The sequence below is a fragment of the Agrobacterium deltaense RV3 genome (assembly GCF_900013505.1).
GTDB classification, from domain to species: Bacteria; Pseudomonadota; Alphaproteobacteria; order Rhizobiales; family Rhizobiaceae; genus Agrobacterium; species Agrobacterium leguminum.
Map to the genome: position 1 here is coordinate 991,519 of NZ_LT009746.1, position 22,237 is coordinate 1,013,755.

Genomic DNA, 22,237 nt, shown 5'->3' on the forward strand with positions numbered 1-22,237 from the left:
GCGTTACTCCGCAGCTTCGACGAAGCGGTGACGTTCGTAAAGGAACTTCAGCACGGCCTCGCGGCATTTGAGGTAGGTTTTGTCGGATGCGAGCTCGATGCGGTTGCGCGGGCGTGCCAGCGGCACCTCCAGCACTTCGCCGATGTGGGCTGCCGGACCGTTGGTCATCATTACGATACGGTCGGAAAGCAGCACCGCCTCGTCGACATCATGAGTGATCATGACCATGGTGTTGCCAAGCCGGGCGTGGATTTCCATCACCGCGTCCTGGAGATGGGCGCGGGTCAGCGCGTCCAGCGCACCGAAAGGCTCGTCGAGCAGCAGGATCTTGGGCTCCATGGCGAGCGCGCGGGCAATTCCGACGCGCTGTTTCATGCCGCCGGAAATTTCAGAGGGTTTCTTATCTCTGGCATGGGCCATCTGCACGAGATCGAGATTGCGCATGACCCAGTCATGCCGCTCGGCCCGGGTCTTGGTGTTGCGGAAGACCTTTTCCACGGCAAGATTGACGTTTTCATAAACCGAAAGCCATGGCAGCAGGCTGTGGTTCTGGAACACGACGGCGCGTTCCGGGCCGGGCTCGTTGACCTCGCGGTTTTCGAGCAGAACGGCGCCGGCAGACACTTTCGTCAGTCCGGCGATGAGATTGAGCATGGTGGATTTGCCGCAACCGGAATGGCCGATGACGGAGACGAATTCGCCTTTTTCGATGGTGAGATTGATGCCTTTCAGCACCTCGGCGCGCGAACCGCCCTTGTCGAAATATTTGTCGATGTGATCGAGCTTCAGATAAGCGTTCATGATCGTCGCCCTCTTAATTTGCCGCAGCGCCGCGGGTGATGACCTTGCCGAGCGCCGCCACCAGCTTGTCGAGCACGAAGCCGACGACGCCGATGTAGACGAGCGCCACGATGATGTCGGGCAGGCGCGAGGAGTTCCACGCATCCCAGATGAAGAAACCGATGCCGACGCCGCCGGTCAGCATTTCCGCCGCGACGATTGCGAGCCACGAAAGGCCGACACCGATACGCAGGCCGGTGAAGATGTAGGGTGCCGCCGAAGGCAGCATGATCTTGAAGAAGAATTCGAGCTGGTTGAGTCGCAGCACCTGCGCCACGTTGCGGTAGTCCTGCGGAATATTGCGCACGCCGACTGCGGTATTGATGATGACCGGCCAGATGGAAGTGATGAAGATCACGAAAATGGCCGAAGGATTGCTGTCCTGAAAGGCGGCCAGCGAAAGCGGTAGCCAGGCAAGCGGCGGCACGGTGCGCAGCACCTGGAAGATCGGATCGAGACCGCGCATGGCCCAGACCGACTGACCGACGACAGCGCCGAGAATGATACCGGCAATGGCGGCGAGGCCGAAACCGTAAGCCACACGCTCCAGCGAGACCAGCACGCGCCAGCCAAGGCCGATATCCTGCGAACCATTATGGAAGAACGGCGATACGATGAGATCGTAGCTCTCCTCGAAAACCTGGCTCGGGGGCGGCAGCGATGAGCCGGGGGCGGAACAGAGCAATTGCCAGACGCCCAGCAGAATGGCGAGGACGATGAACGGCGGTACGATGTTGCGGGCAGCGGCCGCACCCCATTTGCGCAGATCGATCCGCGGCGACTGTTTCGGCGCAAGCGCCACGACATTTGCCTTCTGCGCTACCGGCTGCTGCGGCTCTTCGTTGAATTTTCGGGCCAATGCGGACATGGGCGTTTCCTCTTGATTTCGGTTGCGGTCTGGGGCTCGCCCCTCATCCGGTCTTCACTCGCGCCGGTTGGGCAGCGCATCTGGCGGATGAGGGGCGATACCCCGGTCTCCTCCTCAGGAGGCCGCCTTGATGGACAGGCTTTCGAGATAGGCCGACGGATTTTCCGGGTCGAAGACCTTGCCGTCGAAGAAGGTTTCCTTGCCGCGCGAGGTGGAGGCGGGAAGATCGGCAACGCCGAGATCCTTGGCCGCCGCGCGCCAGATATCCTCACGGTTCACCTTCTCCACCAGCGCTTTCACATCCGTATCGGGTGCGAATTTGCCCCAGCGGATGTTTTCCGCGATGAACCAGCTGTCGTGGCTGCGGAAGGGATAGGAGGCATGGTCCTGCCAGAACTTCATCTGCAGGCCGGTATTTTCGAGCACGCGGCCGTTGCCGTAATTGATATTGCCCTTCAGGCGGCCAAGCACATCCTTCGGCGGCACGTTGAACCATTGGCGTTTGCCGAGGATGGTGGACATTTCCTCCTTGTTCGCCATCTCGTCGCACCATTGCTGCGCTTCCATCACCGCCATCAGCAGCGCCTTGGTGGCATTGGGGTTCTTTTCCACCCAGTCGGCGCGCATGCCGAGCGCCTTTTCCGGATGGCCCTTCCAGAGTTCGCCGGTGGTACAGGCGGTGAAGCCGATGCCCTGATTGACGAGCTGCTCGTTCCAGGGTTCGCCCACACAGAAGACGTCCATATTGCCCACCTTCATATTGGCGACCATCTGCGGCGGCGGAACGACGATGGTAGAGACGTCCTTGTCCGGATCGATGCCGCCGGCGGCCAGCCAATAGCGAATCCAGAGATCATGCGTGCCGCCGGGGAAGGTCATGGCGGCCTTGATTTCCTTGCCCTCGGCCTTCTTTTTCTCGAAAGCCGCCTTCAGCTTGGAGGCATCCAGCTGAACGCCGGTTTCGGCATATTCCTTGGCGACGGAAATGCCCTGGCTGTCGAGGTTGAGGCGGGCGAGGATGGTCATCGGCACCGGCACATTGTTCTGGGTCACCTTGCCGGTATGCATGAGATAGGGCATGGGCGTCAGAATATGCGCACCGTCGATGCCGTTCGATGCGCCGCCGAGCACGAGATTGTCGCGCGTGGCACCCCAGGAGGCCTGTTTCAGAACCTCGACATCCGGCATGCCGTGTTTGGCGAACAGACCCTTTTCCGCCGCAATGATGAGCGGGGCGGCATCGGTGAGCGCGATGAAGCCGATTTTCGCGCCTTTCACCTCGGGCTCAGCGGTGGCTGCGAAAGCACCGGACGGAAAGGCCACGCGCACGGCGCTGACAAGGGCGGCGGCGGCTGTCGTCTTCAGTATCGTGCGGCGGCTGACATCGCCGGAGAATATCTTTTTCATTCGCATGTTCCCCTTATTGAGCCACCTCTGCGGGTGACGCTTTCGCTTGCGAAAAAACCTGAAAATAAAAAAACGCCGCTCGGTGTTTGCGCCTGCGGAACGGGAGGTGTTCCGGGCAGCAAAACCTTGCGACGTCTGTGTCTTCTGAAAGCGCCTATGCCGCGCCTTGCTTTGCCCCGATCGCCGTTGACCGGTGCAAAAAACAAGAAGCAAGAGGCGTGCCAGTTTATAAAAACCAGATTATATTATTGAAAATAAAGGAGTATTTTTGAAAATCGATCTACTGATTAAATTTTAATCAGCGCGTTTTCTGTCTTCCATTTGTGCAAAGAGAAGAATCCCGCGCTTGAAATTTGCGCAGCCCGCAAGGCATGACGCCGCTTACGTCTCGCCTGAAGTCGGAGAAAACGGTGCGGCGGTGCGCACGGAAAAGGCGTTCACGTAGCCTGCAATGTCGGCGGGATCGAATATGAGGCCATCCACGAAACGGTCCTGCTCTTCCTGCCCTTCGATGCGGATATCGGCATCGTCAGGTGCATTGGCGTCGCCAAGCGCCGCCCGATAAATATCCGGCCGGTAGGCAGACAGGGCGGCCTCCACACCGGCCGGTGAAAACTCGGCCTGCCCCCAGCGGATCATCTGGCTGTAAATCCACAATGCCTGGCTCTGCCGCGGATAATTGGCGTGACCGCCGTGGAAGATGAAATAATTGTCGATCACCCGGCGGTTGCCCTGGCTGTCGATGCTGAATTCACCGGCAAGCACACGGCGAATGATGCCTTCCGGTGCGCCGATATAGCGGGAATCGGCAAGGGCGGCGCTGAGATCATCGTGATTTTCGGCTAGGTCGCACCAGCGCGCGGCGGCATCGAGCGCCTTCAGCAACCGTCCGACCGTTTCCTGCTGGTTTTCCGCCCATTCGGGTCGCATGCCGACGACTTTTTCCGGTGCGGAAGGCCACAAATCCTGCTTGGCCGCAACGATCCGGCCGACACCGCGCTCGGCGGCGACGATGTTCCACGGCGCTCCGACGCAGAAACCGTCAATGGCCCCTGCGGCAAGCGCATCCGAGGTCAATGGCGGCGGCACGACCACAAGCTTGACATCGTGATCGGGGTGAATGCCGCCGGCGGCAAGCCAGTAGCGAAACTCGTAATTATGCGATGAAAATGGATAGGTCATGCCAAGCGTCGGCGGCGGTTCGCCGCGGGCGCGCATATCATCGAGCACCCGCTTCAACGCCTCGGCATTTTCGAGCGCTCCGGCCGTTTCGGAAAGCCCGGTCAAAGTCTTCATCCGTGCAAACAGCCGAGTCGAAAGCGTGATCGCATTGCCGCCGCGCCCGAGTGAAAAGGGCGTGATCGTCGGCGACGGATTTGAGCCAAGCCCGAGCATGGAGGCGACGGGCATCGGCGACAGCATGTGGGCGATATCGAATTGCCGAAACGCCAGCCGGTCGCGCACATTCGCCCAGGAAACATCCTTGACGAGATCGAGCGAAAGGCCTTCGCGTTCTGCGAAACCGAATTCGGCCGCAGCAATCAGGACGGATGCGTCGACAAGCGGAATAAAGCCGGCACGCAGAATTTTCTGCCGGTCGCTGCCGACGATTGCCGGGGCTTGCGTTACGCCGCTGTCTGATCCGGCCGTTTTTTCCGGTGCCGCCATATCATTCACTCCACACTGTCCGACCGGCGGTTCGTTACATCAACAGACCGGCCGCGGTGACCACGCTTTGCGCGATCTCGGAAATCTTCTTCTTCTCGTTCATTGCGGTTTGCCGCAAAAGGGCAAAGGCCTCCTCTTCGGAAAGGCCGCGCATCTTCATCAGAATGCCCTTGGCGCGCTCGATGACCTTGCGTTCCTCAAGCGCCGATTTCGCTTCGGCAAGTTCCCGCTGCAGACGGCTGAAGGCATTGAAGCGGCTGACCGCCATGTCGAGAATGGGCTTGACCCGCTCCTTCTTCAGCCCGTCCACCACATAGGCGGAAACGCCCGCCTCTACCGCCGCCTCAATGGACGCGGTGTCGGAGCGATCGACAAACATGGCGATCGGCCGGCCGACCGTGCGGGTAAGCTGGAACAGATGCTCCATCATGTCACGATTGGGATTTTCGAGATCGATGAAGATGACATCGGGCTGCAGCGTCTCGATGGTGCGCGCCACCCCGTTCACCTCGTGGATGACGGTGACGCGATGATAGCCGGCCTCGCGCAGCCCCTCCTCGATGATGGAGGCGCGGATCGCGTTTTCGTCGATAACGAGAATGGTCAGGTCGCGAAGCGTCATGTCAGCATTGATGACGCAGCGCAGCAAACTTGGCAATCGGCTGCGGATGCAAAAAATGGCGGGAGCGGCAAGGGCCGTTTTTTCCCCTGCCGCCCGTCATGTCAGGAAGCGTGTTCGACGGCGCGTTCAAGCGCCTTCAAAACCGTCCGCTCGGACAGATTGAGATAGATTTCCATCTCGTCGCCGGCCTCTTGCGCCTTGCCCTCTTCCATCAGCGACAGGATCTTGCTGTTCATGTCCACGAAGGGAGAATGAAGCTGTTCGGGATCTTTCAGCAAACCGAAACAAAGCCTGAGTTCAGCGGCGATACGCTCGTAAAAATCGCTGAGGCGAGCGCTGTCGAGAAGATCGACGACGGCGGCGTGAAATTTCATGTTGGCGCTGCCCACACCCAGCCAGTCTGCATCTTCACGCTTGACCTTGGCGTCCTCGACCGCTGCCCGCATCGTCTTGATTGCGGGATGCTTGTGCCAGGCCTGGCGAAGTGCGCCGCATTCCACCATGCGTCGCACCCGATAAATATCGATGACCGAGGACATGGTGGGAACGGCGACGAACACGCCGCGATTTGCCTCGTGGCGCAGAAGCCCGTCCTTGGTCAACAACCGGAAAGCTTCGCGCAGCGAATTGCGCGAGACGTCGAAACGTTCACTGAAGGCTGCCTCTGATAGGCGCTGTCCCGGCATCAACTCGCCGGAGATCAGTAGGGTGCGAATACCCTTGGCCAATCGATCCGCAAGCGGCAGACCCTCTATCGTTTCGGTCATGGCGCTCCTTTCCTTAAGAGCAATGCAGCATCGGGAATTCCGTGACAGGCATGTTCGGACACGGCATGATTGCCCATAGCACAAAGCATTAGCAAAGCACGAAAAAAACGTGATTAAATCCTGCTCATTACGTCCAACAAATGGACAAAATGAAAGAACGATAACTTTATATTGTTGAACAAAGTTGACAATTTCGCAGAACAGGACAAGATCGTCCGCATAAAGCATCCGCGAGGGGCGGATTGCGACAGGAGCGGAGAAAATCCATGGAGCAGAAAAAGCTCACCCCGACTGCCGATATGAAAATGTCAAAACGCGCATCCCTGATGGGGGCGATCTTCCTGATGGCGACATCCGCCATCGGTCCCGGCTTCATCACGCAGACGGCGACATTCACGACCCAGCTCGGTGCCGCCTTCGCCTTCGGCATCCTTGCCTCCATCCTCATCGACTTCGTCGTCCAGCTCAACATCTGGCGTATCGTGACGCTGACGCGCATGCGCGCATCCGATATTGCCAATGCCGCTATTCCCGGTTCGGGTTATCTTCTGGCCATTCTCGTCATTATCGGCGGCCTGTTCTTCAACATCGGCAATATTGGCGGCACCGGCCTTGGCCTGAACGCCATTTTCGGGCTGGACCCGAAAATCGGCGGCGCCATCAGCGCAGTCTTTTCCATCGCCATCTTCGTTTCCAAACGCGCAGGCCTTGCCGTCGACCGGTTCATCATTTTCGCCGGCATCCTGATGATCGTGCTGACGCTTTATGTGGCCTTCGTTTCCGCACCGCCGGTGGGTGACGCCTTCCGCCAGACCTTCCTGCCGGATACGATCAATTTCGCGACCATCACCACCATCGTCGGCGGCACCGTCGGCGGCTACATCACCTATTCCGGCGCGCACCGGCTGCTGGACCGGGGCATGGTCGGCATCGAAAACCTGCCTGCCGTCAACCGCGCGGCGCTGACCGGCATCGCCGTCACCGGCGTCATGCGCTATGTGCTGTTCCTCGCCATTCTCGGCGTCGTCGCCAGCGGCGTCATCATCGATACGTCGGGCCAGGCCGCCAATCCGGCCGCACAGGCCTTCCGTTCGGCCGCGGGCGATCTCGGCTTCCGGCTCTTCGGCATCATCTTCTGGGCAGCGGCCATCACCAGCGTCATCGGCGCGGCCTATACCTCGGTTTCATTCCTGCCCGTCTTCAAGCAGGACATGACCGAACGTGCCCGCAACATGGCGACGGTCGTTTTCATCGCCGTCTCGCTTGTCTGCTACCTGCTGATCACCACGCCGCCCGCCGCCATGCTGGTCTTCGTCGGCGGCCTGAACGGCCTCATCCTGCCCATCGGCCTCAGCATCTTCCTGTTCGCCGCATGGAAACGCGAAGACCTGATGGGCGGCTATCGTTACCCACGCATCCTGCTTGTGCTTGGCGTTCTGACCTGCGCATTGACATGGTACATGGGCTACAAGTCCGCCGGCACCATCTTCGGCCTGCTCGGCCTGTAATAAACTAGTGTTTTTAAGCATTTTCCGGACGCAAAACCGCTACGCACTTTTGCTGGAAATGCTCTGAAGGGAGGCAAACATGGCCGCTATCGATCTCAACAGCGATCTTGGCGAAAGTTACGGCGCATGGCGCATGGGAGACGACGAAGCGATGCTCGCTATCGTTTCAAGCGCCAACATCGCGTGCGGATTTCATGCCGGCGATCCGGCCGGTATCTACCGCACCGTCAAGGCCGCCGCCGAAAAAGGCGTGGTCGTTGGGGCCCATGTCTCCTATCCGGACCGCGTCGGCTTCGGCCGCCGCGATCTGGACGCGACCTCGGAAGAACTGATCGCCGATGTCATCTACCAGATCGGCGCACTGAAAGGCGTCGCCGCTGCTGCCGGCACAACGGTGCGTTACGTCAAGCCGCATGGCGCGCTTTACAACCGCATCGCCAACGATGCGAAACAGGGGCAGGCCGTCATTGACGGCATCAAGGCCGTCGATCCTTCGCTGGTGCTGATGGGTCTTGCGAACGCGCCCATCCTCGATCTTGCCCGCAAGGCAGGTCTTGCCGTCGTCGCCGAAGCTTTCGCGGATCGCGCCTATACGCCTCAGGGCCAACTCGTCTCCCGCCGCGAAGCCGGTGCCGTGCTGCATGACGCGGCCAAAATCGCCGACCGCATGGTGCAGCTTGCCCGCGAAGGCACGCTGGAGGCCATCGATGGCAGCATCATAAAAATCGAAGCGCAATCCATCTGCGTGCACGGCGACAGCCCCGGTGCCGTCGCCATCGCCCAGGAAATCCGCCGCCGTTTCGAGGCTGATGGCATCGACATCCGCTCTTTCGCATCCAATCGTTGAAAGGATAGCCGATGACGATACCGACATCCTATCTCAACCACACCAACGCGGACGCCGCACGAAAGGCCCGTGCGACCTATCGCGACGGCCTCGTCGCCCCAACTTCCGGCATTGCACCCGGCTTCACGCAGGCGAACATGATCGTGCTGCCGCGCGACTGGGCCTTCGATTTCCTGCTTTACGCGCAGCGCAATCCCAAACCCTGCCCGGTGCTGGACGTGTCCGATCCCGGTTCGCCCACCACGCTGCTCGCGCCCGGCGCAGATCTGAGAACCGACCTGCCGCTCTACCGCATCTGGCGGGACGGCAAGCTCGTCGAGGAAACAGCGGATGCAACCGCCGCCTGGGCGGAGCGCGATGATCTCGTCGCCTTCCTGATCGGCTGCAGCTTCACCTTCGAAACGCCGATGGTGGAAGCGGGCATCGAAATCCGCCATATGACCGACAAGAGCAATGTGCCGATGTATCTCACCAACCGACCCTGCCGCCCGGCCGGTCGGCTGAAGGGCAATATGGTCGTTTCCATGCGGCCGATCCCGGCCTCGCGGGTCGCCGATGCTGCGACCATTTCGGGACGTTTTCCGGCCGTACACGGGTCGCCCGTGCATGTCGGCGCACCGGAAGAGATCGGCATCACCGATCTTGCAAAGCCTGATTTCGGCGATGCGGTGCGGATCGAGCCGGGCGAAGTTCCGGTGTTCTGGGCCTGCGGCGTCACACCCCAGGCCGCCGTGATGGCGTCGGGCGTACCCTTTGCGATCACCCATGCGCCGGGGCACATGTTCATCACCGACATTCCCGATTCAGCCTATCACGCGTGAGGACATGATGCGTTTTCTCCCCGTCAGCCTCACCACCATTCTTGTCGAACTTGCCGATCTCGATGAAACGCTGGCGCTTTTCGCCTCGCTTCAGAACGATCCGGTCGAAGGTATCGAAGAGACCGTGCCGGCTGCCCGCACCCTGATGATCCGCTTTCGCCCTGAGAAAATCGGTGCCGAAGCGCTGGCCGCGCGACTGGCAAGCCGCGATCTCTCGGCAAAAATCGCGCCTTCGGACAATCTCGTGGAAATCCCCGTCCACTATAATGGTGAGGACCTTGCCGATGTTGCCGAACTGACCGGCATGAGCATCGAAGAAGTCATCCGCCGCCACACCGAAAGCGAATTCACCGTGGCCTTTTGCGGGTTCGCTCCCGGCTTCGGTTATCTGGTCGGCGGCGATCCGGCGCTGCATGTGCCACGCCGGCAAAGCCCGCGCACCCGCATTCCGGCAGGTTCGGTGGCGCTGGCCGGCGCCTTCAGCGGCGTCTACCCGCAAAACAGCCCCGGCGGCTGGCAGATCATCGGCACCACGCCGGTGAAGATGTGGGATATAGACCGCGATCCCGGCGCGCTTTTCCAGCCGGGTTACCGCGTGCGTTTCTTCGACATGGACAAGGCCGGCAAAACGGTCGACATCCCCGTCTCGGAACCGCGCAGCGCCGGGAAAGACCGGGCAAAAGCAGGCCCGCATTTTGAGGTGCTCGCAGCCCCCATGCCCGCCATCTTTCAGGATCTCGGCCGCTTCGGCCAGACCGGACAGGGCGTTTCGGCCTCCGGCGCACTGGATCGTGGCGCGTTCAATGCCGCAAACCGCATCGTTGGTAACCCCGTCAACACGCCCTGTCTCGAACTGACGCTCGGTGGATTTTCCTTTAAAAGCACGAGCCGCGCCGTCATCGGCATTGCAGGCGCCCCCTGCCCCGTCACCATCACCACGGCAGATCGCAGCTTCGCGGCAAAGACCCATGGCCCGGTGCCGCTCGAACCCGGTGATGTGGTCACTTTCGGCCAGCCGCCAAAGGGCATGCGCTGTTATCTTGCGGTGCGCGGCGGCTTCGATGTCGAGCCGGTGCTCGGCAGTTTCGCAACGGATACGCTGGCAGTCGTCGGCCCAGAGCCGGTTGGTACAGGCGCCATCCTATCCCTCAAAGGCGAAAAGACCGGCCTTTCCAGCGTATCGATCGACGAGGTTCCGGCCTTCGAAGCGCTGGCAATGGGTGAGGTCGTCACGCTGGACGTCGTTCTCGGCCCCCGCACCGACTGGTTCACGCAGAAGGGCGTCGAGACGCTGACCGGCCAGCTCTGGCAGGTCACGCCGCAATCCAACCGCGTCGGCATCCGCCTTGCCGGCGACGTGCCGGTGGAGCGCAAGGACAGCGCCGAATTGCCGAGCGAAGGCACGGCGACAGGGGCGATCCAGATTCCCCATAGCGGCCAGCCGGTTCTCTTCCTTGCAGATCACCCCCTGACGGGCGGTTATCCCGTTATCGGCGCTGTCGCCGAATATCATCTCGATCTTGCGGGACAAATCCCCGTCAACGCCAAAATCAAATTCCGCCCGATCGGCCCCTTCGCCGAAATCGCGGCCAAGAACACAGAATTCCGAGGAGAAGAGCGATGAAAAAAGTGCTGATTGCCAATCGCGGCGAGATCGCGGTGCGCATCATCCGCGCATGTCGCGATTACGGCGTGCAATCGGTCGCCGTTTATGCCGATCCCGATCAGGAAGCGCTCTTCGTCCGTCTGGCGGATGAGGCCTATGCGCTGGAGGGCGTGCGTCCCGCCGAGACCTATCTTGATATCGCCAAGCTGATTGCGATTGCCAAACGCGCCGGCGCGGATGCCATTCATCCCGGTTACGGTTTCCTGTCCGAACGCGCCGAATTTGCGCGTGCCGTTCTCGATGCCGGCCTCATCTGGATTGGCCCCGACCCGCATGTCATCGAGGCACTGGGCGACAAGGTAGAGGCACGGCGCATTGCCACCGGCGTCGGCGCACCGCTGGTCGCCGGCAGTGACGGCCCGGTTTCTTCCGCTGCCGAAGTCACGGCCTTCGCCGAAGAACACGGCCTGCCCGTCGCCATCAAGGCGGCCCATGGCGGCGGCGGTCGCGGTCTGAAGGTTGCGTGGAAGATGGAAGAGATCGCCGATCTCTACGAATCCGCCGTGCGCGAGGCAACGGCCGCCTTTGGCCGCGGCGAGTGTTTCCTTGAGCGCTTCCTCGACCGGCCGCGCCATATCGAGGCGCAGGTTCTGGCCGACAAGCATGGCAATGTGCTCGTCCTTGGCACCCGCGATTGTTCGTTGCAGCGCCGGAACCAGAAGCTGATCGAAGAGGCTCCCGCCCCGTTCCTCTCCGACGAACAGCGGCAGAAAATCCATGCGGCTGCAAAAGCTATCTGCGCCGCTGCCGGTTATTCCGGCGCCGGCACGGTGGAATTCCTGCTCGGCGTCGATGGCACGATTTCTTTCCTCGAGGTCAATACGCGCCTGCAGGTGGAACATCCCGTTACCGAGGAAACCACCGGTATCGATCTCGTCATCGAGCAGTTCCGTATCGCCGAAGGCCATAAGCTGCGGGTTCTCGAAACGCCGGAACCGCGTGGACATTCGATGGAATTCCGTATCAATGCCGAAGATCCCGGCCGAGGCTTCCTGCCGACCCCCGGGTCGATCTCGCTTTTCGACGCTCCCTCCGGTCCCGGCATTCGCGTGGATAGCGGCGTCGTCAGCGGCTCCAGCGTGCCGGGCGTATTCGACTCGCTGATGGCGAAACTGATCGTCACGGGTGCCGACCGCGAGCAGGTCCTGCGCCGCGCGCGCCGCGCGCTGAAGGAGTTCCGCATCGAAGGCATCGCCACGGTGCTGCCCTTCCATCGGGCAGCAATCGAAACCGAAGACTTCGTCGGCACCGACGGTTTCAAGGTTCACACCCGCTGGATCGAGACCGATTTCGCCGCCATGCCGGATGCCATGGAGCGCCCGGCACCGGCCGACGACCCTTCCGTCACCCGCACTTTTCTGGAAATCGACGGCAAGCGTGTATCGGTCGGTCTGCCCAGCCTGCTGCTCTCCAGCCTCGGTGCGGTTAGCGGCGGCGGCGCGATTGTTCACGGCACCGCCGGCCCCAAGGAAAAGGAAGGCGAACTCACCGCCCCGGTTTCCGGCACCCTGCAGTCCTTCAAGGTAAAAGACGGTGATGCGGTGTCGCAAGGCGATCTTCTGGCCGTTATGGAGGCCATGAAGATGGAGACGCAGATTGTCGCCACCAAGGCGGGCAAAGTTCGCCTCATTGTCAAGGAAGGCGACTATCTGCAGGCGGGCGCGGCCCTTCTCGAGATAGCCGGCTAATATACGGACAGGCCACCGGCCTCACAATTGCAGATCGCGCATGGCCGGCCGCGGAACCCTTTCGCCGCCGGGCCGTTTATGGCGCGACCTGCTAACGACTGTGAGGGAAATATGGCCGGACGCACCTTGCTTCAGTTCTTCCATTGGTATTATCCGGACGGAGGGAAATTATGGAGCGAGGTGGCCGAAAAGGCCGAAAGCCTTGCCAAAATGGGCATCACCGATATCTGGCTGCCACCCGCCTATAAGGGTGCTGCGGGCGGTTATTCGGTCGGTTACGATACCTACGATCTCTTCGACCTCGGTGAATTCGACCAGAAGGGCACCGTCGCCACCAAATATGGCGATCGCGCCGCCCTCGAACATGCGGGCCGGACGCTGAAGGAAAACGGCATCCGCGTCATTCATGACGTGGTTCTCAATCACAAGATGGGTGCGGATGAAAAGGAAAAGGTACGGGTTCGCCGCGTCAATCCCGAAGACCGTACCGAAATCGACGATGAAGACTTTCAGGCGCTGGCTTTTACCCGCTTCACCTTTCCCGGCCGCAACGGCAAACACTCCAAATTCATCTGGGACCTGAAGTGCTTCAGCGGTGTCGATCACATCGAAGAGCCGACCGAAGACGGTATATTCCGCCTCGTCAATGAGTATGGCGACGGGGAATGGAATGAGGAAGTCGATCAGGAAAACGGCAATTTCGATTATCTGATGGGTGCCGATGTCGAGTTCAGGAACCGGGCGGTTTACGAAGAGCTCAAATATTGGGGCCGCTGGCTCTCCGAGCAGGTGCAGGTCGATGGCTTCCGCCTCGATGCCGCCAAACATATTCCAGCCTGGTTCTTCCGCGACTGGGTCGGCCATATGCGCGAAACGGTCGATCCCGATCTTTTCGTCGTGGCGGAATATTGGCACCCCGATCTCGAGGCGCTGAAAAGCTATCTCGAACTCGTCGACAAGCAGCTGATGCTTTTTGATGTCGCCCTTCACCACAGCTTCCATGACGCCTCGAAACAGGGCGGCGAGTTCGATATGCGCAGCATCTTCGACGGTTCGCTTGTCTCCGCCGTTCCAGACCATGCCGTCACGCTGGTCGACAATCACGACACGCAGCCGCTGCAATCGCTGGAAGCGCCGGTGGAGCCCTGGTTCAAACCTCTTGCCTATGCGATCATCCTGCTGCGCGAAGAGGGTGTGCCCTGCGTCTTTTATCCCGATCTGTTCGGCACGAGCTATACCGACACCGGCAATGACGGCAACGAATATAAAATCGATATGCCCGCCATTGAATGCCTGCCGAAACTCATCGAGGCCCGCAGCCGTTTCGCCAACGGAGCCCAGACGGATATTCTCGACGATGCAAGCTGCATCGCCTTTATTCGCCACGGCGCCGCCGATGCGCCGGGATGCGTGGTGGTGATGTCGAATGGCGAGCCCGCAGAAAAGCAGATCGATCTCGGTCCCGATCACGCCGGGGCGGTCTGGCGCGACTTTCTCGGGCACCGTGAAGAACGGATTACCCTCGATGAGAGCGGCAAGGGCGTCTTTCCCACCAATGGCGGCAGCGTCAGCGTCTGGGTTGCCGCCGATTCCGAGTGAGAAACAAGCGTTCCGGTTCGGAAATCCCGTTCATTCCGCAGAAACGAGGCGGCGCGGACCTGCGCCGTCATCGGCCAGAACATCGTTCGGATTGCGCAACGGACAATCATCCAGCGAAAGGCACCCGCAACCGATACAGCCGGTAAGCTGATCGCGCAGCATGATCAGGCTGTTGATGCGAAGCTGCAGCATTTCCCGCCAGGATTGGGAAAACCTGCGCCAATCGGCCGTCGTTGCCACCCGATCCTGCGGCAGATCGGCCATCGCATCCCGGATGATGCTGAGCTGTATACCCGCTCGTTGCGCGATGCGGATGATGGCGATACGCCGCAGGACGGCGCGATGATAACGACGCTGGTTACCGGCAGTTCGCCAACCTTCAATCAGCCCCTTCGCCTCATAAAAATGGATGGTGGACACGGCAATGCCGCTCCGGCGGGCAACCTCCCCAACCGTCAGGCTGTGCTTGAATACGGTACTTTCCATTCTGGCTCCTGCTTCCGTCACGATTTCCGCTCGGAAACGCGGAAACATAGTAAAGAGCAGCCGGTATAATTCCTCAACCATAGTTGAGGTCAATAGGCGATAGCCCAAAAAAAAGAGGCGCCCAAAGGCGCCTCCAAATTTCGTGAATGTGGCCACGGATCAGAACTTCGCTGTCATGCTGATCCAGAAACGGCGGCCTTCCATGACGGTGTTGAAATCGTCGGTGCCGACATCCTTGTCGAAGACATTGTAAATGGCGGCATTGAGGTCGACATTTTCGGCAACCGCATATTTCGCGCCGATATCGAGGGTCGTGTAGGCGTCATATTTACGCCCGGCCTTGCCGTTGATCGTCACAGGCGTGCCGTTGGTGCCGATGCGTGGGCCGGCATTGATTTCCGACCCGTGGTAGTTCAGCGAGGCCCAGGCTTCCAGACCGTCGATTGGGGTCACCCAGTCGCCGCGCAGATTGGCCATATGTTCCGGCGTGCGCGCCAGCGGGAAACCTTCATAATCGCCGGTTTTCTGTTCGGAATGGGTATAAGTATAGTTGCCGCGCAGCGTCAGGTCCGGCGTCGCATACCATGTCGCCGTCAGTTCCACGCCCTGAATGACCGCATCGTCGATGTTGTAATTGTACCAGAGACGATAGTTGCGGTCTTCGCTCCAGCGGGCAGGCGTTCCATCCGGATTGAGCACCAGCGCGTTGGAAATCTTGTCCTTGAAATCGGTATAGAAATAGGTAGCGCCGAGAGCGACGTCGCCATTGTCCCAAAGCGCAGCCACTTCATAGCTCGTGCTCTTTTCCGCTTCGAGGCTAGGATCGCCGATGATCACGCCGCAGGTGCCGCTCGGGCCATAGGTGCAACCGCCACCACCCGTCGTATAGGCGTAACCCGGTGCGATCTGGCGGATTTCCGGGGCGCGGAAACCGGTAGAGATGCCGCCCTTGATGGTCAGTTCCTCGGTCGCGCTCCAGACGCCATAAAGGCGCGGGCTGAAATGATTGCCGTATTTCTCGTGATTATCGAGACGAAGACCGCCCGTCAGCGCAAAATTATCGACAATGCGCCATTCATCCTCAAGGAAGAGCGCCCATTGCGTCGCCGAAAATGTCTCGTCGCGGCCGGTGCGGCGTCCCGGGTTCTGGTCGGTCAGCCGCGCCTCGAAATATTGTCCGCCTGTGACCAGCGTGTGGTTGCCGAACAATTCGAACGGCGTCGTGAACTTGCCATCGAGAACGGTGTTGCGCACTTCCGGCGAGCGCGGGTTTTCTGTCACGCGGCCGGTGCGGATATTTCTGGTGAAGTTGGTACGCTCCGCCCATTCCTGCTGGAACGAGAATTCGGATGTGGTCGGCCCCCAGCGGCCGGTATGCGACAATGACCAATGGTCGCGCGTATTGGTATTGTAGGTGCCGTTGGCGTCGGTTGCCGCCAGCGTGTCGCCGGGCTCGGCGCTGCGGCGCAGCCGCGTCTTGCCGCCTTCGAGATAGATGTCGTGATCTTCGTTCGGTGTAAACGTCAAACGACCGTTGAAATCATATTCCTTGGCACCCGTGGTGCCGCTCAGAATACGGTCTTCACCGCGTGTGAAACCCCTACCCCAGAGCTGCAGACCGAGCTGGTCCTTCAGGATCGGTCCGTTGGCGTACCAGGAGACCTGGCCGCTATTGCCGAATTTTGAATGCTGCTGAACCGTGCCTTCGGTGGTGACGGAACCTGACCAGACATCGCCGACCTTGCGGGTGATGATGTTGATGACACCGCCCATGGCATCCGAACCATAAAGCGAGGACATCGGTCCGCGCACCACTTCGATGCGCTCGATCGCCGAAACCGGCGGCACGAAACTCTGTTCGAAACCGGAATTGCCGTTGGTGCGTGCATCGCGCGTGCTCTGCCGCTTGCCGTCAACCAGAACCAGCGTGTAAGCACCGGGCAGACCGCGAATGAAAATATCCTTTTCATTGGCAATGCCGGTGACGGATACGCCCTGAACTTCCCGCAGGGCATCGGTCAGATCGCGATAGGACCCCTTTTCCAGATCTTCCCGCGTCACAACCGTGATGCTGGCCGGAGCGTCCTTCACATTCTGCTCGAAACCGGATGCGGTGACGACGATCTGCTGAAGAACCGTGTTCCCCTCAGACGCCTGCTGCGCAAAAACGGGCAGAGCAATGCTAAGGGCCGTTCCCGCCATTGCTGCCGAAAGACCGGCCTTTATTACCGTCGCGGACTTTTCGTGGCCGCGGTACTTCAATTCCATGTTATGCCCCCGCATTTAACTTGAGAATTTAACCCCACTTATTTAGGAGGGAGTGCGGGCGCAACGCGTTTGTTTTCGAACAGTTCTAAATTCCAGAAATTGCAAAAAGGGCTCCCCGGACGAGCGGCGGAGTAAAAAAATCGCAAGATGACAACCGGCAAGAGAAAAGATGAACCCGCTTCCACGACAAGGCCAGACAGGCTTGGGCAGCTGAAACTACTTGTCGCTTTTGATGCGTTGTTGCGGGAAGGCAGCGTCAGCCGCGCGGCGGCGGGCATGGGACTGCCGACATCTTCCATGAGCCGCATCTTGCAGCAGCTGCGCGAAAGATACGGCGACCAGCTTTTTCTGCGCACCGGTCAGGGCCTGCGTCCCACCCCCTTTGCTGAAAACATGCGGCTGCGAATTCGCTCGCTGGCGGCGGAGGCCGAGAACCTGATCGACTATTCGCAGGAAAAACCCGCCGCCCCGGCCAACGCCAGTGCAAGCGGCTGGGAGCAGCCCGTGCTGATGAAGGCGCCGCCGCTTTCGCTTCGCCCCAGCGTTCTTCTGGAAGGTCAGCCGACACCGGAAAACATCGCCGACCGTCTTGCGCGCATCGGCCACAATGCCGATCCGCAGCAGAGGCTTGCCAAATATATCGCAACCTGCGCGATGGGCATCGGCAACAGCCGCCCGCTCAGCCAGGTGGAAGCGATGGATGCGCTCTCGATCATTCTCGACGGCGATGCCGACCCTATACAGATAGGCGCGCTGCTCGCCACCATGAATTATCGCGGCGTGACCGCGGCGGAGCTTGCCGGTTTCATCGAAGCCATGTGGCGACATATAGAGAGGGACCAGCAAGGACCTGCATCGGTGGATCTCGACTGGCCCGCTTATATGTCGCCGAAACATCGCGATGCGCCCTGGTTCCTCCATTCCGCGCGTCTTGTCGCCATGGCGGGATACAGCGTCCTGCTGCACGGGCATGTGGGGCAGGGAGAAAACGGCGGCAAGCTTGAACTTGCAGCACAGGCCTGCGGCATTCCCCTTTGCCACTCGCTTTCGCAGGCGGCGAAAGCCACAGCCTCGGAGCGCATCGCCTACCTGCCGATCGGTGGTCTGTCCCTGCAGTTTCAAAGCCTGCTCGGCCTGTACGGCATTCTGGAGATGCGCCTGCCGCTCAACACGGTCGTGCATCTTCTCAATCCGCTTCGCGCCAGGAGCACGATCATCGGCGTCGCCCGCCCGTCCTCTCAGGAACTTCATCGCGATACCGCGCGACTGCTTTCGGTGGAAAACCTCGCCATTCTCGGCAATACGCGGGATTTTGCGCAATTCACGCCGTTTCGCAGCACACGGATTTTCGGTCTTTCGAAGGGCAGGGATGTGGAATTCATCGTTCCCGCACGCGAAACGCCGCCCGCCGAAATGCCGACCATGTTCACAACCTTCGAATATTGGCGGGCGGTCTGGACGGGCGCCGCAAGGGACGAAAGGGCAGAAACCATTATCATCTCGACGGCAGCCATCGCGCTGATGCTGGTCAACGATATGGCGCTGCCCTTCGAGGAAGCCTATGCCCGCAGCCTTCGGCTTTGGAACGACAGGGCGCGCAATCTGGTCAACGCCTGATCAGCGATCAGGCATTGGCGACCGCCCTTTTCAGCGCCAGATATTCCCAAAGGGCGACAAGCAGAAGAATTGCCGTGCTCACCAGTTGCAGCACGAAAAGCGGAATACCCGGCACCGGCAAAAGCAGGCAGAGCGCCGCCACGCCGGCAAAATGCGAAACCGGTCGCTGATAGGCGGCGGCGATCTTGACGCCGATATTGCCGGCCAGAAACAGGACCGGACCGCCGAGAATGGCGAGCGCCTCGCGCATCGTTGCGCCATCCCGCGCATGGGAGAGGCTGAAATCTTCACCCACCGCCGTCAGGATGATACCGGCCACGATGGGCAAATGCCCGTAGTTAAAAAGATTATGGGCGATCTTCGCCTTTTCTTCGGCATTCTCGGCTTTTCTCGACGCCTCTTCCTGCCCGTGATGGAAATAAATCCACCACATCGCCACGGTACTGACGAAAGCGGAGCAGAAGACGATGAACGTCAGGCCCGAATTCATATATTCGGTGGCCGTGCGTCCCGTGGTCAGGATCGTTTCGCCAAGGCAGATGATGACGAAGAGCGCACATCGCTCCGCCAGATGCTCGCCGGAAAGATGCAGCCTGTCCTCGTCGCTCGAGGCTACGCCCGGCACGACATAACGGCAGGCGGGGCCGGCATATTCAATTGCAAGTGCGATGCCCCACAGGAGAATGCGATCCGCCAGATCGACAAGCCCACCGGCCAGCCAGAACAGGCTCGATACCACGAGCCAGATCGTCACGCGCACGAAGACCAGATAAGACTGCCGGTCTTCACCCCTGAACGCATAGAGGGCGAACAGGCTTCGACCGACCTGCATCACGCTGTAGATCAGGGCGAAGACAAGGCCCTGTTCCGCAAAAGCCTCCGGCAGCGCGATGGCCAGCAGAACGCCGCCGAACATCAGCACGAACAGCAGGATCCTGACTGGCTCCTTTTCCGTGTTCAGCAGGTTTGTGATCCAGGTGGTGTGTATCCATAGCCACCAGAGCGACAATATCAGGATGCCAGCCTCAAGCGCAGCCGTCGGCCCAAAATCCTTGGCCAGCGCGTGGGAGAGCTGGATCAGCGCGAAAACAAAGACCAGATCGAAGAACAGTTCGGGGAAACTGGCTTTGCCGGCGTCCTGGCCCTCCTGCCTTATCCAGCTTTCCGCATCCGCTTTGCGTCGTTGAAGCTCACCCCCGGTTCTCATTCCACCTCCGCCGCAAGATTTCGACCGGTCTTCTCACCACGCCCCCTCACCGTTGCGATAAAGCCTCTTCGCTCCCCGATACAACCGGGTTCGACCTTCGGCCGGGAAACTCCAGCGCCCGCGCATTGTCGGGATAAAAGCGCGGCCCAACCAGACGGACTTTCTTCCCAGAGACGTCGGTAATGTAGTTCGGGGTCACAGCCTTGGGCGAAAGTGGAATGCTGTCGGCGCTGGAAACCGCAAGCGTGCTGACCTCGAGAGGCTGGGCAATTGCAGGCAGGCTCGTCATCGCGGTGAGTGCGGCTGAGATAATAAATGATCTGGGAAACATGGGGCGCATATCCTGGCACAGTTAGTTGCGCCATAAACAGCCCTCGCCCGCTTTGGTTCCGCCGCTCGTCAGCGATCCCCATCAAGGTAGGAGCTATATTAAACATAGTCGGCGCTCGGTTTCCCACCGACAATCTCCGGCGGTCGACCTTCACCACCGGGCAGATGGCCAGTGTTTTCGAGCTCCGCTCTCAGGAGCTTTTCGATAGCCCTTTCCCGCGGCAAGGCGTTATCCGCCATGTAGAGGGCGACGGCCAGTTCCATGTCATCCGGAAAATTCATCAGCTCAGCCATCCGTTCAAGCAATCAAGCCCAAACGCAGGACCTTGCAGAAAGTTCAACTTCGCCGCCCTCGGCGCGAGGCTTTGTCAATCCCCCGTCCAGTCACTTCCGATGGGGCCATATCCCGGTTTTGTGGCGCTCGGGCATGGACTTCCATTCAGTACCCAACACGTGTTTTGCCACGTGCTTCTTGCATACAGATTGCACTTTTCCGCTCTTCTCGTCGCCATTTCGACGAAAAACAGCCTCGACTCAAGCGATTGAAACCAATCAGGGAAAAACGCAAACGAAAGCTAAATAGAACTTAGTTTTCATTACTTTGCATTAACCATAGAAATCCACCGGCTGCACTGTTGCTACAGCACCCTCATGCGAATCTCTTTCTACTTGCGGAAACGGCGTTAATGTAACTTCCGTCTGCTTTTTCCGCAAGCGATGACCATTTCGCGCGGCCCGTGAGAACTCACGAAAGCATGTTCGCCTCCATGGTGTCCTTACGCCCTCGCAACTGCGCCAGAAGCATTGTCTGCACATCGAAGCCGCCTTCCTGCGCCTTACGGGTCAGATTACGCAGATATCCGCCGAGCGAGCTTATCTGGTCCGCTTTCTGCAAAAGGCATGCGAGAATGGCTGCCGTTCCCTGTCGGCCGAATGTGAGGAGGGCATCCTGATACGCTGACTGGCTGATGTTGAACATGGTTTTGATGACGGATGTCGCCACTTCGAGATCGCGCCATCCGGTAACCGCTCCGCCTGGGGCATAGAGCGAGATATCCGGGCAAGCCTTCAAAACCAAAACAATATCAGGAACAAAAAATTGCTTATGAAGAACAGGCTTTGCTGACTGCGGCGAAGCTTTTGTACTGACGGGCGAAACATATGCGGGCTGGGTGCTTGCCGTGCTGGCGGGTGCAACGGTTGCCGGTTCGCGCAAATCTTGCCGTTCAGATATGGATTCGGATTCTGAATTCTTTATGAGGCGCTCATTTTGGCAGTCATTGCCGCCCGTTTTTTCCGATTTTTCAATATTTTCCAGATAGTTGGTCACTTCCGCGCGCAACGAGGCCAAAAATCCGGCGATTTCCCGAAGCTCCGCCGGCTTGGAATTGCGGCCGAGAGAGCCGGCAATGGCATTGTAGCGGGTCTGAAACCCTTCGAAGGTTTCGACTTCACCGCTCGCGGCAATCATCTCGCAGAGTTTCTGGATATCGCGGCGGCAAAGGCTGATATTTTCACGAAGCCGCTGAAGATCGAGCCGCTCGCTGACGATGCGTTCGGCCAGTTCCTCGATTTCCGCTTTGCGGGCAAGAAGCGGCGCCAGCGAAAAACCGTAAGCCTCGCTGATTTCCCCTCCCCTGTGCTTGCGGGCGTATCGTTTTCCGTTCGGGCTGTCCTTGCGAATGATAAGACCGGCCTCGACAAGAGCCGAGAGATGCCGCCGCAACGTCTGCTCGGCCATGCCATGGGCCCTGAGTGACAATTGCGTATTCGACGGGAAGACGACCAATCCGGCTTCGCTGGAAAGCTCGTTCTTCGGATAAAAACTCAAAAGCGCGTTCAGAACCGCGAGCGAGCGATCAGTCACGCGGAGCAATGGCCTGGCTTCGCAGACCGAACGATAGAGTTTCCATTTATCGACCGCTTCGATTTTCTTGTTTTTCTGCGCGGCAAACTGGGTTGCGAGGACGCCAAACGACATCGCTCGCCGCCCAAAGGGCGTCGTTACACATGTGCTGTCCATGTCTT

Annotated in this window: 19 protein-coding genes; 7 read left to right on the top strand and 12 right to left on the bottom strand. The window is 59.7% G+C overall.

The features are described from left to right. Positions 1-3: 3 nt before the first annotated feature. The 6 genes from AGR7B_RS18905 to AGR7B_RS18930 form a co-directional block, all read right to left on the bottom strand. The gene (locus AGR7B_RS18905) at positions 4-801 is read right to left on the bottom strand and encodes an ABC transporter ATP-binding protein (RefSeq protein ID WP_078052189.1); all 798 of its coding nucleotides are present in this window, start codon (positions 799-801) and stop codon (positions 4-6) included. Positions 802-814: 13 nt separating this feature from the next. Further along, the gene (gene ntrB / locus AGR7B_RS18910) at positions 815-1,708 is read right to left on the bottom strand and encodes a nitrate ABC transporter permease (protein WP_080857578.1); all 894 of its coding nucleotides are present in this window, start codon (positions 1,706-1,708) and stop codon (positions 815-817) included. Positions 1,709-1,822: 114 nt separating this feature from the next. Further along, the gene (locus AGR7B_RS18915; protein WP_080857579.1) at positions 1,823-3,115 is read right to left on the bottom strand and encodes a CmpA/NrtA family ABC transporter substrate-binding protein; all 1,293 of its coding nucleotides are present in this window, start codon (positions 3,113-3,115) and stop codon (positions 1,823-1,825) included. A gap of 381 nt (positions 3,116-3,496) precedes the next feature. Continuing rightward, entirely contained in the window at positions 3,497-4,783 is a 1,287-nt protein-coding gene (locus AGR7B_RS18920) for a CmpA/NrtA family ABC transporter substrate-binding protein (protein ID WP_080857580.1), read from the bottom strand. Between the two features lie 34 nt (positions 4,784-4,817). Continuing rightward, positions 4,818-5,405: an ANTAR domain-containing response regulator gene (locus AGR7B_RS18925; protein WP_003519752.1), complete on the bottom strand. Its 588-nt coding sequence runs from the start codon at positions 5,403-5,405 to the stop codon at positions 4,818-4,820. Positions 5,406-5,506: 101 nt separating this feature from the next. Beyond that, the gene (locus AGR7B_RS18930) at positions 5,507-6,172 is read right to left on the bottom strand and encodes a GntR family transcriptional regulator (protein ID WP_065656665.1); all 666 of its coding nucleotides are present in this window, start codon (positions 6,170-6,172) and stop codon (positions 5,507-5,509) included. Positions 6,173-6,438: 266 nt separating this feature from the next. Here AGR7B_RS18930 and AGR7B_RS18935 point away from each other — a divergent pair, with 266 nt between their 5' ends. From AGR7B_RS18935 to amyA, 6 genes are all read left to right on the top strand, one after another. Further along, entirely contained in the window at positions 6,439-7,680 is a 1,242-nt protein-coding gene (locus tag AGR7B_RS18935) for an NRAMP family divalent metal transporter (RefSeq protein ID WP_065656666.1), read from the top strand. A 79-nt stretch (positions 7,681-7,759) separates the two neighbouring features. After that, positions 7,760-8,527 (top strand): LamB/YcsF family protein, encoded by a 768-nt coding sequence (locus AGR7B_RS18940; RefSeq protein WP_078052195.1) that lies wholly within the window; start codon positions 7,760-7,762, stop codon positions 8,525-8,527. Positions 8,528-8,538: 11 nt separating this feature from the next. Beyond that, entirely contained in the window at positions 8,539-9,348 is an 810-nt protein-coding gene (locus tag AGR7B_RS18945; RefSeq protein WP_080857581.1) for a putative hydro-lyase, read from the top strand. A gap of 7 nt (positions 9,349-9,355) precedes the next feature. Further along, positions 9,356-10,972, top strand: coding sequence for a 5-oxoprolinase subunit B/C family protein (locus AGR7B_RS18950; RefSeq protein WP_080858171.1), 1,617 nt, complete (start codon positions 9,356-9,358; stop codon positions 10,970-10,972). After that, on the top strand, positions 10,969-12,702 hold the full coding sequence (locus tag AGR7B_RS18955; protein WP_080857582.1) for an acetyl/propionyl/methylcrotonyl-CoA carboxylase subunit alpha: 1,734 nt from the start codon (positions 10,969-10,971) through the stop codon (positions 12,700-12,702). The genes AGR7B_RS18950 and AGR7B_RS18955 overlap by 4 nt, the downstream gene beginning before the upstream one ends. A 111-nt stretch (positions 12,703-12,813) precedes the next feature. Continuing rightward, complete coding sequence (gene amyA, locus AGR7B_RS18960; protein ID WP_080857583.1) at positions 12,814-14,301, top strand: alpha-amylase; 1,488 nt, start codon at positions 12,814-12,816, stop codon at positions 14,299-14,301. A gap of 30 nt (positions 14,302-14,331) precedes the next feature. Here amyA and soxR read toward each other — a convergent pair whose 3' ends face one another. Together soxR and AGR7B_RS18970 are read right to left on the bottom strand one after the other, a co-directional pair. Next, positions 14,332-14,787 (bottom strand): redox-sensitive transcriptional activator SoxR, encoded by a 456-nt coding sequence (soxR, locus tag AGR7B_RS18965; RefSeq protein WP_078052237.1) that lies wholly within the window; start codon positions 14,785-14,787, stop codon positions 14,332-14,334. 159 nt (positions 14,788-14,946) lie between these two features. Beyond that, the gene (locus tag AGR7B_RS18970; RefSeq protein ID WP_080857584.1) at positions 14,947-17,055 is read right to left on the bottom strand and encodes a TonB-dependent receptor plug domain-containing protein; all 2,109 of its coding nucleotides are present in this window, start codon (positions 17,053-17,055) and stop codon (positions 14,947-14,949) included. Positions 17,056-17,202: 147 nt separating this feature from the next. Between AGR7B_RS18970 and AGR7B_RS18975 the strand changes: the two genes are divergently transcribed. Next, positions 17,203-18,672, top strand: a complete 1,470-nt coding sequence (locus AGR7B_RS18975; protein ID WP_080857585.1) for a glycosyl transferase family protein — start codon at positions 17,203-17,205, stop codon at positions 18,670-18,672. A 7-nt stretch (positions 18,673-18,679) separates the two neighbouring features. Here AGR7B_RS18975 and AGR7B_RS18980 read toward each other — a convergent pair whose 3' ends face one another. From AGR7B_RS18980 to repC, 4 genes are all read right to left on the bottom strand, one after another. Continuing rightward, positions 18,680-19,879: a low temperature requirement protein A gene (locus AGR7B_RS18980; RefSeq protein WP_080857586.1), complete on the bottom strand. Its 1,200-nt coding sequence runs from the start codon at positions 19,877-19,879 to the stop codon at positions 18,680-18,682. Positions 19,880-19,925: 46 nt separating this feature from the next. Then, positions 19,926-20,210: a hypothetical protein gene (locus AGR7B_RS18985; protein WP_080858172.1), complete on the bottom strand. Its 285-nt coding sequence runs from the start codon at positions 20,208-20,210 to the stop codon at positions 19,926-19,928. 98 nt (positions 20,211-20,308) lie between these two features. Beyond that, positions 20,309-20,491, bottom strand: coding sequence for a hypothetical protein (locus AGR7B_RS18990; protein ID WP_080858173.1), 183 nt, complete (start codon positions 20,489-20,491; stop codon positions 20,309-20,311). 463 nt (positions 20,492-20,954) lie between these two features. Further along, positions 20,955-22,232, bottom strand: coding sequence for a plasmid replication protein RepC (gene repC / locus AGR7B_RS18995; RefSeq protein ID WP_080857587.1), 1,278 nt, complete (start codon positions 22,230-22,232; stop codon positions 20,955-20,957). Positions 22,233-22,237 lie beyond the last annotated feature (5 nt).